The sequence below is a fragment of the Lentzea sp. NEAU-D7 genome (assembly GCF_026242055.1).
Taxonomy (GTDB): Bacteria; Actinomycetota; Actinomycetes; order Mycobacteriales; family Pseudonocardiaceae; genus Lentzea.
Window position 1 is genome coordinate 23,726 of record NZ_JAPJDL010000008.1, and the last position, 12,753, is coordinate 36,478.

Below are 12,753 nucleotides of genomic sequence, written 5' to 3' on the forward strand. Positions count from 1 at the left end.
GTTGCTCAGCAACCGGTTGCATGTCGATGCCGAGTCCGCCGGTCGTCAGCACATCGCCAACTCTCGATCCGCCACCTCCACGGCGCCCATCTCAGCGCGGACTTGTCCCGCACAGCCGCGCTCATGTGTGGACGGTGGCGTGCCCTTACTCGTCCCGAGCCTGCACAAGCACGTGCCGCACGACTGCGGCCCGTTCGTGACCGGGCCCGTGTACCCGGCTGGCAGAACCGGCCAAACCTAGGAGAACCACGGTGAAGTACTGGGAACGTCAGGTCGTGTTGCCGGCCGATCCTCTTCGCGTGGCCGCCGCGCTCGCGGCCACGTCGACCGAGGACAACGTGCTCTATGAGAACCAGGGATCGATCTGCTGGGGTGAAGGCGCCCACGCGACCGTGGCCACGCGAGCGGGCGAACCGCTGTCGGCGATCGCCTCCCGGCTCGCGGAGGTCGACGTCGAGGACTGGCGCGCTTATGGCTGGGCCACCTTCGAACTGTCCTACGCGTTGCACGGAGTGGAAGACGTGCCGGAGACCGGCGCGGTCACTTTGATGATCCCGAGGCGTGAGGTGCGCGTCGAAAACGGCACCGCCCTGCTGCGCGCGCTCACCGCGGCCGACCTGGACGCGCTGGAGGCGCGGCTCGCCGATGCCGTGCTGACCGGCGGAATCGAGCCGGGGGAGACGCGCATCGACGTCGACGTGGACGGCCACGACGCCGAGAGCTACCGGGCGGCGGTCGCGGCGGCCATCGCGGAGATCCACTCCGGTGCCCTGGACAAGGTGATCCTCTCCCGCGTGGTGCCGGTACCCGAGGACATCGACATGCCCGCGACCTACCTCACCGGCCGGCTTGCCAACAACCCGGCACGCTCGTTCCTGCTGCGCCTGCAGGGCTGGAGGGCGTTGGGGTTCAGCCCGGAGATCGTGGTCAGCGTGAGTTCCGGACGCGAGGTGGTCACCCAGCCACTCGCCGGCACGCGCGCCTTCCTCGGCGACCACGACGCCGACCAGGCACGGCGTGACGAGCTCTACCGCGACCCGAAGGAGGTCTTCGAACACGCGATCTCGGTGCGCTTGGCGGCGGTCGAACTGTCCACCGTGTGCACGCCGTCGACCGTCCGCGTCGAGGAGTTCATGGGTGTGAAGGAACGCGGCAGCGTGCAGCACCTCGCTTCTCAGCTCTCGGGTTCACTCGCACCGGGTCGCACCGGCTGGGACGCGTTCGCCGCGCTCTTCCCGGCGGTCACGGCGTCCGGTGTCCCGAAGGCGCCCGCCTGCGAGCTGATCCGGCGGGCCGAGACGCAGCCACGTGGCCTCTACAGCGGCGCCGTGCTGACCGTCGATCCGGACGGCGCCATCGACGCGGCCCTCGCTCTCCGCAGCGTGTTCTGCCGCGATGGCAACACCTGGCTGCGGGCGGGCGCGGGCATCGTCGCCCAGTCCACTCCCGAACGGGAACTGGAGGAGACGCGGGAGAAGCTGCGCAGCGTGTCGCGCTTCCTCGTACCGGCACGGCAGTACGCCTCGGCGGACTGATCGCAGACGAGACCCGGTGGCGAGCCACACCCGCGCCACCGGGCTCGTGATCAGCGATGCCGACGGTCCGGATGAACGCGGCGAGGTCGTGGGCGATGGCGGGCAGCGGCAGCACGCTGACGGCGGCGCCGATCGTGAGCACGCCCAGCAGAGCGTGGGAAGGAGGGGGTGGCGGGCAGCAGTACACCGACCACCTCACCGGGTTCGGCGCCGGAGGCGAGCAATGCCGCGGCGACACCGTTGGCGCGGGGGCCGAGCTCGGCACGCGTCAGGACCGCCGTGGACTCCGGGAAGATCATTCGACCGCGGTCGCCTGGCGCGCAGGTGATCGCGTCCACGATCGTGCCGGAAATGTCGATCGCCATGCGTTGTTCTTGTCGTCGCGATGTGGTGAACAGCTGTGCTGAAAGGCTGAGAACGCGGCTGTGGGGTGGTTTCTCGAGCGCGGTGTGGCCGCGGTGGCGAATTCGAGGGTGCGGATGCCCGCACCGGACGAACGGTCCCGGATCTGCCGGGCACGGCCCAGCCAGGTCGTGGGGCCAGGAGCGTCCCGGCGAACACGGGTACGCGGGTAGTTGCTCTGCGCGGAGCCGCCTTCGCGCCCGCACGCTCGGATCAGTACGTCATGTCCGGTTCGGCTGGGGTCGCCGGAATGAGCGTGATGACGGTCATCTCGTCAGTCCTGTTCCACTCGGCTGATCCTGCAGGCGAGTCTGGGAACAGCGCTTTCCGTTGTGACTGCGGACATCCGCAGTGCCGTTACGAGTCCGCACGCACAACTACCGCCGCCCACACCCAGGTCGTCGACGACAGGGATCAGCAGCACGGCTAGCCGCTGTTCGGAAGTCCGCTTCCCACCAATGACTGGAGGTCGGCGATGAACGTCTCGAGTGGCGGCAGGGCGAGCAGGTCGCGGCGGATGCGCCTGGCGTTGCTGCGGTACTGCGGGTCTTCCAGGACTTTCCGGCAGGCGGCCAGGACGTCGTCCGTGGTCATGGTTTCGGTGTGCAGCTGCTCGCCGACGCCGGCTTCCACACACCTGCGTGCGTTGTACGGCTGTTCGGAGAACAGCGGCGTGCAGACGAGCGGAACGCCGGAGCGCATCGCTTCACGGACGCTGTTGTGACCGGCGTGTGTGATGAAGAGGTCGCAGCACTCCAGCAGGAGCGGCTGGGGAACCGACTCCACCAGGACCACAGTGGACGGCAGGACGCCGAACGCTTCGTGCGCCACGTCGCGTCCTGTGCTGACCACTGCGACGCAGTCCAGTCGTGTTAAGGCCGTGACGACGGATTTGAGCAGAGAAAGCCCGTCTGACGCGAACGCGGATAGCGTGCCCAAGCTCGCGAACACCCACGGCTTGTCGGTGGGCAGCTCCGCCAGAGCAGGCGGCAGGGCGTCGCCCCGCCTGCCGGGGTTCTCGTGCCGGTAGAACCTGGAGTGGGGAACGGTCGCCTCTGCCGCGTCATATGTCTCGGGCATCAGGCAGGCGTGCAGGTGACGGAAGCTGGCTTCTCCGGTGGGATCGGGTGCCAGGCCGAACGAGGCTCGCAACGGTGCCATCAGCGGCGCGAGCGTGGAAGGGGGCGAGATCACGTTGACCGCGCCGCCGATCGCGACGGAGGCGTGCGGCACGCCCAGCACCTCCGCGGCAAGCACACCGCCGAACTCGAGCGTGCTGCGGACGATGACGTCGGGGTTCCACCCCGTCTCGATGACATCCGTGGCCATCGCCTCGGCCGGAGGGCCGATGAAGAAGTCCACCGTCCTCTCCATCGCCGTGAGGTCGGCGAACGTCATCCCGGTCTTCTCCAGCGTCCGCGCCACGAGGTCCAGGATGTCGAGCCCTGCCGGCAGGTGGTCGATCCCGTAGGCGGCGATGTCCCCGGCGGAGGCCGCGCCGGTGGCGATTCCCACCGTGTGCCCCGCGGCCTCGGCGGCCCTGACGACCGGCACCAGCGCCCGGATGTGGGACGGTGAATTCGCGACGGTGAAGAGAATCCGCAAGGACGTGCTCCCATTGTGACGACCGCTGCCGCGGCGGATCCCGGTTGTTGACGAACATCACCGCTTGCGGCGGTCACATCGACATGGACGTGGACCGCATATGTTGTCTGCGAGGCTAGCATTGTCCGGCGGCGCGGAGCATTTACGGCGTCGGCAACCGCGGAAGACCGGATGTATTGCCCTGAAAGTTGGTGAAATATCTGACAGATATTCGGATGATCTTAATCCGCGTCAGCCTCCGGGTTCGGTGTGAATCGGGATGTCATCACCCGCCCGCCGAAGAGCTGTCAAGGCTCAGTACGGGAAGCGGGCGCGGCCCCGGTTGACCGAGATCCACCTCACCGTCGTGAACGCGTCCAGGCTCCAGTCCCCGTTCATGCGGCCGAACCCGGACTGCTTCTCGCCGCCGAACGGGATGTTCGGCTCGTCGGCGATGGTCGAGTCGTTGATGTGGACCATGCCGGTGTGCAACCGCCTGGCCAGCTCGACACCCTTGTCCAGGTCGCTGGTGTGGACCGCACCGGACAGGCCGAAGGGGGTGTCGTTGGCGATGGCTACCGCCTCGTCCTCGGTGTCGAACGGCACCAGGCACGCGACCGGGCCGAACAGCTCCTCCCGCATCACCGACATCCCGGGCGTGACACCGGTCAGCACGGTCGGGCGGAAGAGCGTGCCTTCCACCTCGCCGCGCAGCAGCACCTCGGCGCCTTCGGCGATGCCCCGTCCGACCTGCTCCGCCAGTCGGTCGGCCTGCCGCTGGTTGATCAGCGGGCCGAGGACGGTGTCCGGGTCGCGCGGATCGCCGACCGGCAGCGACGCGGCCTTCGCGACGTACCGGGAGGCGAACTCGTCGAACACGTCGCGGTGGACGAGAACCCGGTTGGCCGACATGCACACCTGACCTTGGTGGGTGAAGCGGCTGAACACGGCCGCGTTCACCGCCACGTCGAGGTCGGCGTCCGCCAGGACGATGAGCGCGCTGTTGCCGCCCAGCTCCAGGACCGGCTTCTTGAGGTTGCGGACCGCCACCTCGGCGACGTGTCGCCCCACCTCGGACGAGCCGGTGAACGAGATGGCGCGCGGCACGGGGTGTTCGACGAAGGCGTCACCGATCACCGCGATCTCCGTGATCACGACGTTGAGCAGGCCGGCGGGCAGGCCGGCGGCCTCGAAGACCTCCGCGATCAGCGTGCCCCCCGCGATCGGGGTGTCCTCGTGCGGCTTGAGCACGACACCGTTGCCCGCGGCGAGCGCGGGCGCCACGGATTTCATGCCGAGGAAGAACGGGAAGTTGAACGGGCTGATGACCCCGACGACACCGACCGGCTCCCGGTAGACCCGGTTCTCCCGGCCGGGGTTGGAGGACGGCAGGGTCCGCATGTCCATGCGCAGCGGGAAGGTGCCGGCCTCCGCGAGCATGCCCAGCACGAGGCCGATCTCGAAATGCGCCTTGAGCCGCGTGCCGCCGAGCTCGTCGATGATGATGTCGACGATCTCCGGCGTGTGGTCCGCGACGTAGGAGGCCGCTCGCTCGAACACCGCCCGCTTGTCGTCGGGACTCACCCCGTCCCACTCGGACCTGGCGCGCTGGGCGGACCGGTATGCCTCGTCGACGTCCGCGACGCTCGCGCAGCGGAACTCCGCGACGGTCGAGCCGTCGAACGGGTTGCGGTCCACGAGGACCTCGTCCGCCGAGCCGGGGAGCCATTTCCCGCCGATGAACTGCTGGTGGTGCCCGGTGTGGCGCGTTCTGTCGCGGCTGTTCTCCATGAGGTCTCCCGTACGGCGTTCGGTGCTGTGATCAAGGCCTCGCCCCGGTTCCGGAAAGGCGCGCGTGCACGGGGTTCGCGGCGCGCAGGTGCGCGGTGACCGCGTCCACGCCGTGAAGACGGTCGAGCGCCGCACGCCCCCGCCGCTCGGCGATCGGGAGCAACCCAGGGAGCCTGGGGTTGTCGCAGAGGACCGAGGGCTGCGACCGGAACTCGTAGACGCGGCCGATGGGCTCGGTCAGGCTCAGGTTCTGCACGGTGTGCGCGAACTCGCGCCCGGCCGGGATCGGGAGCAGGTCACCGGAGTACTGCACGGCGTCGTGTTCGAGCTGCTGCCCGTGCAGGGTGAGCGCTCCCTCCGCGGGGCACTCGGTGGGCAGCACGAGGACGTCGGTCCCGGGGTGGTGGTGGGGGTGGGCGAGGAAGGCACCGGGCACGTCCAGTCCACCGACGGAGAGACGCATCCCTGGTGTGTTGCCGCCGGGTTCTCCGTCGACGAGCGGCCGGATGCGATGGCCCTGCGGGGTGACGACGGGGGCGACGGACGTGAACGGCACCGCGGTGCAGCGGCCGGGTGCGGGCGCCCGGTTCTCCCAGTGCTCGCGGGCGGCGCCGGCCATGGCCGCGGCCTGGTCGTCGAGGTCCGGCCGGGCCAGGTTGCCGTCGAGCAGGCTGCTGGTGGAGCGCACCACGTAGCCGGTGCTGCCCAGGTGCTCGGACAAGACGTCGACGACGTAAGGCGTGCCCCGCGGGATCGTCAGGAGGTCCCCAGGCCACTGGACGGACCAGAAGCGCAGGTCTTCGCCGTGGTAGGTGAGGACCGGGCCGCCGGTGGTGAACAGCAGGACCGTGTCGCTGTCCGGGTGCTGCTGCGGGTCGCCGCGGAAGTTCGCCGGGAGCTCCAGTCCGCCGGCTGCCAGGGAGAACCCCGGCACGGTGCCGTCGGCACGTCCGTCGACGAGGACGCGGATCTTCCTCCAGCCCGGCACCGGCCTGGGAGCGACGGACTCGAACGGGATCGGGCGGATGAGGGTCGGCGACGGCCGGAGGGTGTCTGTCCTGTGTGGATGGGTCATCGTCGTGGAACCTCTCCGAAGTCCACGCGGCATTTGACGCTCAGGAGTTGACGCGGACGACAGTGTCGTAATGGAGGCGGGGGAGTTGTGGGATGACTTGGCAGCAGCTCCCATCGAGCATCGGTTATGAATAGTCGGAGGTGAATCTGCCGGCAACCGCCCGTTCCGGACGCTGGAACGCCGGGTGTGCCGAGGATTGTCGGCTGGGATTTACTGGCGTCCGATTGCTTTTCCGTCATTCTCCAGGCGGTTGCGGTAAGCGAACAACGGAATCCGCGCGGCTGTGACCGGCCGATGGGGTCGTCCGGAAGATACCGCGTTTCCAGGCTTGTCCGGTTGTAGCCGAAAGGATTCCCGATGACGTCATCCGATGACCTCGCGCGAGTGGTCGTCAGCCACCTGTCGGCCGCGCTCGGTGTGCCCGCCGCCGAGATCTCCCTCGACGCACAGCTCACCCACCTCGAGAACGCCAGCTCGCTGCGGCTGCTCACCGCGGTCAACGCCATCGAGGACGAGCTGTCCCTCGAGCTGGATCCCGACTACCTGGTCCGGGTGCGGACGGTGGCCGACCTGGCGAACCTGGTCGAAGCCGGGATCCGCTCCTCCGGGGTGCGGTGACCGGTTCGCGGTCGGCGTGAAGTCCGGCCAGGACGTCATGTTCGTTCCACGCGGTGGAACACGACATGGTCGACGTGGTGTGTCCTTCTTACGGTGAGGTGGCGTTCGCACGGTCGGGTCGGCGCATCAGGACGAGGTGGGAGGAAGTCCATTGCGGCTGGAAGTCGATGCGGCCACCCGTTCCGGTTCACGGGGCGGGGGATCGGGTCTCCGCTGGCTCGAAGAAGCCCGGGACCTCCGCGCGATGGCGGACCTGCTGCCGGTCCTCGCGCGGCGGACGGTGGGGGAGGTGGTGTTTCCGGAGCTGAACACCTCGCTGGCCCATCGGGAGATCCCGGCGCGGGCGTACGGGGTCGCCGCGGAACTGCGCCGCGCCGGCCTGGACGACCGCTCGGACCAGCGTGTGGGGATCCTCGCCGCGACGTCGCCGGAGTTCGTCTCGGCGCTGTTCGGGGTGTTCGCCGCGAACAGCGCGGCGGTGCCGATTCCCGTGCCGTCGTTCGCCGGGGGACTGGAGTCCGCCCTGGAGCGGCTGGACGCACTGGTCCGCGGCGCGGGCCTGCGGTGCGTCCTGGTGGGCCCGCCGTTCGACGAGTTCGGTGACGCCGTGCGCGAGCGGTACCCGGACGTCGCGGTCATCCGCATCGCCGACTGCGCACCGCTGCCCGAAGCACCGCGGACCACGATGCCGGGTCCGCAAGACCTGGCCGTGGTGCAGTACAGCTCCGGGAGCACCTCCTCGCCGAAGGGGGCGATGATCGAGCATGGTGCTCTGGTGGCCAGCGTGCTCGGCACAGCCGAGCGGGGCGGTGTGGAGGACGGGGACGCCGCGATGGTGTGGGTGCCGCTGTTCCACGACTTCGGCCTCGTCACGTTGCTGACCCACCTGGTGACCGCCAGCGACCTGCACATGTTCAGCCCCGTGACGTTCGTCCGGCGCACCGCGGAGACCATCCGGTACTTCGCTGACCAGCGCATCGCGTTCTTCACCGGCCCGAACTTCGCCTACGACCGCGTCCTCGACGCCGCCGCGGCCGGACGGCTCGACGGCATCGACCTCTCGAGCTGGAAGGCCGCGATCAACGCCGGTGAACCCGTCGCCGCCGAGACGCTGCGCCGGTTCGGCGAACTGCTCGGCCCGCTCGGCGCCCGGCCGACCGTGATGACGCCGGGGTACGGTGCGGCGGAGTTCTGCGTGGGAATCTCGCTGCAGCCCGCGGGCGAGGTCGCGAAGCTGGTCCACGTCGATCGGGCGTCACTGCGGGACGGCGCCCGTGTCGTGACGCGCGACGGCGCGGAGCCCGGCACGGTGCCCGTCGTGTCGCAGGGGCCCGCCTTCCCCGGCGTCGAGTTCCGGATCAGCGACGGCGCGGGCCGGGTGCTGGACGAAGGGCACTTCGGCGAGATCGAGGCGCGGGGGCCGAACATGCTGCGCGGCTACCTCGGCGACCGCGCCGCCACCGCCGCCGCGATCCGGGACGGCTGGTTCCGCACGCGGGACACCGGGTTCGTGCTCGGCGGCGAGCTCTACGTGTCCGGACGGCTGAGCGACATGATCGTGGTGGCCGGCCGGAACTTCCACGCCCACGACGTGGAGATGGCCGTCCGCGACGTCGACGGTGTCTACCAGCGCCACGTGGTCGTCGTGGCGGATGTGGCCCGTGAGCGCATGGTCGTCGTGGCGGAGACGCAAGCCGACGACCCGGCGGCCCTGGTCGCCGGCATCCGTGCCCGGATCGCCGACGAGGTCGGACTGGCGGACGTCGACGTCCGGACCGTCGACCGGGGCTGGCTGCCGCGGACCAGCAGCGGGAAGTGGCGTCGTGGCGAAGTGCGCGAGCGGCTCTTTGCCGGCTGCGAGGTGTGAACCGGTGACCCGCGTCTTCGCGCTGAGCCCGGACCAGGCCGACAACGACGCGATGCTGGCCGCGCTGTCCGGAGGAGGTGCGGTTCAGCAGGTCGTGCTGTCGACCGGGCTCCGGGTCTGGGTCGTGACCCGCTACGCCGAGGCGAAAGCGGTCCTGCTGGACACCCGGCTGAAGAAGGATCCGGCGACGCTGTCCGATCCCGCGCTCCTGTTCGACGGGGGCAGGCACCCCGAGGACAGCTACGCGGTGCTGGGCCGGCACGTGCTGAACACCGACGGAGCCGACCACCGCCGTCTGCGGGACCTGCTCACCAAGTGCCTGGCCCCGAAGGCCGTCGATCGGCGCCGCGAGCGGATCGCCGAGATCGTCGGGACCAGCCTCGACACCCTTGCCGCCTCGGCGGCCCCCGACCTGGTGACCGCGTTCGCCGGGCCGGTGATGACCTCGGTGATGAGCGAGGTCATCGGAATCGAGCAGACCCTCCTCGACCGGCTGCTCACCGCCGTCCGACTGGTGATCGCGGGTGCGGATCCGCGGAGCGCGGAGGCTCGGAAAGCCGCGGACGAACAGCATCGACTCATCCTGGAGGCCGTCGACGACCACGACCGGTTCCCCGGCACCGACACGCTGCTGCAGCTGGCTTTCCGCGACTACCACCCCCACGGCAGGCTCAGCCTGGCCGAGATCATGTCGATGGTCGCCCTGACCGTGTTCGCCGGAACCACTACCTCCACGACACTGCTGGCTCACGCCGCCGCTCTGGCGTCCACCCGGGACGACCTGCTCGACGCGATCACGGCCGGTCCGGCGTCGTGCTCGGCGGTGCTCGCGGAGGTCCTGCGCCGGTACCCGCCGACGCCGTGCGCGACCTGGCGGTTCGCCGCCGAGGACGTGGAGGTGGGCGGTGTCACGATCCCGCGCGACGCCACCGTTCTCGTGCTCGTCGCCGCCGCCAACCGCGATCCCCAGGCGTACCCGGACGCGGATGAGCTCGTCGTGCCCCGCCCCGGCAGCCCCGCCCACATCGGCTTCGGGCACGGCCCGCACTTTTGCGCAGGCGCCCCGCTGGCGCTGACCACGGCGACCGTGGCGCTCCCCGCGTTGTTTGCACGCTTTCCGCGGCTGTCCCTCGCCGTCGCGATCGAGGACCTCCGCTGGACGACCAACCTGGGTGACCGCAGCCTGTTCTCCGTGCCCGTCCGCCTTCGGCCCGATGAGCGGCCGGTATGAAGGTCGAGCGCACGATCCGGATCGCCGCCGCGACGACGTGGTTGCCCGACGAGCGTTACCCGTCCACGAGTGCCGTCGCAGCGGGAGCGATCACCGCGGAACAGGCCTCCGGGGCGGCGTGCTCCGAGGTGCCGGTCGGCGCTGAGATGCCCGCCTGGTGGATGGGGTGGCAGGCAGCGCGGCAGTGCCTCGCCACACACGGGGTGGATCCCGCGGAGATCGACTTCGTCGCCTACGCGGGCATGACCCCGGGAGTGGAAGAAGCCCCCTGGTCGCCCGCGCACCGGCTCGCCAGGGTGCTCGGCGCGTCCCGGGCGGTCGCGATCGGGCTGGCCCAGATGTCGAACGGCGGAGCCGCGGGAATCGGCTGGGCCACCACCCTGATGCAGGCGGACGACAGCGTCCGGCACGCGTTGTGCACCACCGCAGGCAACTTCGGCGCGCTCCCGTACGACCGGTGGCGAACGGCTCCCGCCACCGTCTTCGGGGACGGCGCGACCGCCGTTCTCCTGGGACGCGGCGAAGGCCCGCTGGTGGTCCGCTCCATCGGCTCGGCCGGCCGCCCGCTGCTTGAGGAGACCTTCCCGGCCTTCCACCCGTTCCGCCCGCTGCCCGAGCCGGTCTCCGGTCCTCAGACGGACGCGCTCGGATTCGCGGCGAACCTGAAGGGATCCCGCGAGGTGATCCGGGAGGCCGTCGAGATCGCACTGGCCGACGCAGGTCTGGGGGACGAGGACACGGCCCGTGACCGCATCGCACTCGTCTCGTCGAACCGGCTGGGCGCACAGGTGACGGACCAGGTCGTGCGGCGTGCCCTGCCGCGAGCCCTGCGCGATCGCTACCGCGCGTTCGGGACGGAGACCGGGCACCTCGGGGCCGGGGACCTGCCGGCGAACCTGGCTGACATCCTGGCGGGTGACCTGCTGGGAGCCGGTCAGTGCGCGCTCCTGATCGGAACGGGCGCGGGGTTGACCGCCTGCGCGGTCGTCGTCGAACGAGACTAGCCGGGACCTCGGACGAGTTGCCGCCCCGCCGGCCAGGCCTCGTCGAGACCGACGCACGGTGCGGAGGAACCGCGGACTGTCCGCGCCCGGCGGCGCGTAGGCGACCACTTGACGGGACGCGGAGAAAATGCGGCCCGCTGAAGCGGAGTCAAGGCACGAGATCGAGATGTGATCGATGGCGAGAACCTGTCACTGGCCGGTCAGAAGGTGGTCGGCGGCGTCAGGCTTGTGCGGGACTCGTTCTACCGGAGGGTGGTCTGGGAGCAGGCCAGCGCTTCCAGCCTGTCGTGAAGTCGCGGCACGAAGTCCTCGAACTCGGGCTTCATCAGCACGCTCCGGATGATCCGCGCCTCGGGGGCGTCGGCGGTGACACCGGGATGCCGGCTGACGAGTGCGTCGGACCGCACCTTCAAAGTGCTCAGGAACACGGGATCCGCTTCTCTCGCACCGCTTTCCAGCATCCGCGCCGAAGTCTCGTCCACGAGCCGCGTGCTCGCCGGCCGGACGGCCGGGAAGTAGGTGACGATGTCCAGCTCGGGTTCCTGGTACAGCTCGAGCGCTTCGGAGGACCGAATCCTGGTAGCCCAGTCCAGGGCGGCTCGCCTGCCCGCGCCGAGCACCTGGCCCAGCCCGGAGGGAGTCGGTGGCAGGACCTGGAAGGTGAGCCACAGAGCTGCGGCGGCCGCGCCGGCCCGCGAGCACTCCAGGCTCGTCTCGCCGGGGTTGAACTCGGCGGGCGCGCAGTAGGTGTACGGGGAGTCGTGGTCGTAGAACCGGTCGACGGCCGGGTCGTTGAAGAGCACGGCGCCGCAGCCGTAGGGCTGCAACCCGTGCTTGTGGGGATCGACCACCACGGAATCACACCGGGAGATCGCCTGCCACGGTTCTGGCGGTAGCGCTTCCGCTGCGCCCGATCCCCGCAGGAGGGTGAAGAAACCGCCGTAGGCGGCGTCCACGTGTATGCGGATGTCGTAGCGTTCCTTCAGCGCGAGGACGTCGTGGATCGGATCGACCGCACCCAGCCCGGTAGTTCCGGCTGTCAGGACGACCGTACCGATCTGTTGTGTCCGCAACAGCTCCTCAAGAGCCTCGACGTCCATCCGGCCGTGTCGATCTGCCCGCACTTCATGACCTTCCAAGCCCAGGACGCGACACATGCGGCTGTGGGTGAAATGAGCTTCCTCGCTGAAGGCGACGCCTCGGCCGGGACGGAGTTCGCGCGCCACATAAAGAGCTTCGAGGTTCGCGGTCGTGCCGCTGGTCGTCAAGTGGCCGAGCGAGCTCTCGAACCCGAACATCGCGGACAGCTGGTCGACGACCTCCCGTTCCATCTCGACGGTCGCCGGACCTCCGTCGAACGCGTGGTTGTTCGGGTTGACCAGCATGGTCGCCAGGTAGCCGATCGTGGCGGCGAAGTGCGGCGGACGAACCATGTGCCCGGCGTACGAGGGGTGGAAGAAAGGGTAGTTCTTCTCCAGCCTCTTCGTGAAGTCGTGGAAGACCGCCGCGAACGCGTCGTCCCCGACCTCCATCGACGGGTGAGGTGAGAACGGGGAGAACGAGTTCTGCCACTTCGTGTTCTCCTCGTGTGCTCGGATCATCCACTTCAACAGGTCCACGGCTGTTTTCGACCTCCGTCGCCAGTG

9 protein-coding genes are annotated in these 12,753 nt (G+C 69.7%); 5 read left to right on the forward strand and 4 right to left on the reverse strand.

The genetic code is table 11. From position 1 onward, the window contains the following. The first annotated feature begins 251 nt into the window (after nucleotides 1–251). Nucleotides 252–1,535 (forward strand): salicylate synthase, encoded by a 1,284-nt coding sequence (locus ORI60_RS17585; protein WP_266038482.1) that lies wholly within the window; start codon nucleotides 252–254, stop codon nucleotides 1,533–1,535. An 828-nt stretch (nucleotides 1,536–2,363) separates the two neighbouring features. Here the strand turns inward: ORI60_RS17585 and ORI60_RS17590 are convergent. The 3 genes from ORI60_RS17590 to ORI60_RS17600 all read right to left on the reverse strand — a co-directional run bounded on the left by ORI60_RS17590 (nucleotide 2,364) and on the right by ORI60_RS17600 (nucleotide 6,387). Continuing rightward, the gene (locus ORI60_RS17590; protein WP_266038484.1) at nucleotides 2,364–3,542 is read right to left on the reverse strand and encodes a glycosyltransferase; all 1,179 of its coding nucleotides are present in this window, start codon (nucleotides 3,540–3,542) and stop codon (nucleotides 2,364–2,366) included. Between the two features lie 294 nt (nucleotides 3,543–3,836). Next, nucleotides 3,837–5,312: an aldehyde dehydrogenase family protein gene (locus ORI60_RS17595; protein ID WP_266038486.1), complete on the reverse strand. Its 1,476-nt coding sequence runs from the start codon at nucleotides 5,310–5,312 to the stop codon at nucleotides 3,837–3,839. A gap of 31 nt (nucleotides 5,313–5,343) precedes the next feature. After that, a complete protein-coding gene (locus tag ORI60_RS17600; protein WP_266038487.1) occupies nucleotides 5,344–6,387 on the reverse strand; it encodes a hypothetical protein in 1,044 nt (347 codons plus the stop codon). A 357-nt stretch (nucleotides 6,388–6,744) separates the two neighbouring features. Between ORI60_RS17600 and ORI60_RS17605 the strand changes: the two genes are divergently transcribed. From ORI60_RS17605 to ORI60_RS17620, 4 genes are all read left to right on the forward strand, one after another. Beyond that, a complete protein-coding gene (locus ORI60_RS17605; RefSeq protein WP_266038489.1) occupies nucleotides 6,745–7,005 on the forward strand; it encodes an acyl carrier protein in 261 nt (86 codons plus the stop codon). Between the two features lie 151 nt (nucleotides 7,006–7,156). Continuing rightward, complete coding sequence (locus tag ORI60_RS17610; protein ID WP_266038490.1) at nucleotides 7,157–8,872, forward strand: AMP-binding protein; 1,716 nt, start codon at nucleotides 7,157–7,159, stop codon at nucleotides 8,870–8,872. Between the two features lie 4 nt (nucleotides 8,873–8,876). After that, nucleotides 8,877–10,103 (forward strand): cytochrome P450, encoded by a 1,227-nt coding sequence (locus ORI60_RS17615; protein WP_266038491.1) that lies wholly within the window; start codon nucleotides 8,877–8,879, stop codon nucleotides 10,101–10,103. Then, nucleotides 10,100–11,107 carry a ketoacyl-ACP synthase III family protein gene (locus ORI60_RS17620; protein WP_266038493.1) on the forward strand — a complete coding sequence of 336 codons (1,008 nt, stop codon included), beginning with the start codon at nucleotides 10,100–10,102 and terminating at the stop codon, nucleotides 11,105–11,107. The genes ORI60_RS17615 and ORI60_RS17620 overlap by 4 nt, the downstream gene beginning before the upstream one ends. Before the next feature lie 242 nt (nucleotides 11,108–11,349). On the opposite strand, the gene ORI60_RS17625 is transcribed toward ORI60_RS17620, so the two are convergent. After that, the gene (locus ORI60_RS17625; RefSeq protein WP_266038494.1) at nucleotides 11,350–12,726 is read right to left on the reverse strand and encodes a pyridoxal phosphate-dependent decarboxylase family protein; all 1,377 of its coding nucleotides are present in this window, start codon (nucleotides 12,724–12,726) and stop codon (nucleotides 11,350–11,352) included. Nucleotides 12,727–12,753: the final 27 nt, after the last annotated feature.

What these genes read in the sequence shown, in the direction of transcription:
- ORI60_RS17595 (WP_266038486.1), bottom strand. Translation starts at nt 5,312, where the DNA reads ATGGAGAACAGCCGCGACAGAACGCGCCACACCGGGCACCACCAGCAG.
- ORI60_RS17600 (WP_266038487.1), bottom strand. Translation starts at nt 6,387, where the DNA reads ATGACCCATCCACACAGGACAGACACCCTCCGGCCGTCGCCGACCCTC.
- ORI60_RS17605 (WP_266038489.1), top strand. Translation starts at nt 6,745, where the DNA reads ATGACGTCATCCGATGACCTCGCGCGAGTGGTCGTCAGCCACCTGTCG.
- ORI60_RS17620 (WP_266038493.1), top strand. Translation starts at nt 10,100, where the DNA reads ATGAAGGTCGAGCGCACGATCCGGATCGCCGCCGCGACGACGTGGTTG.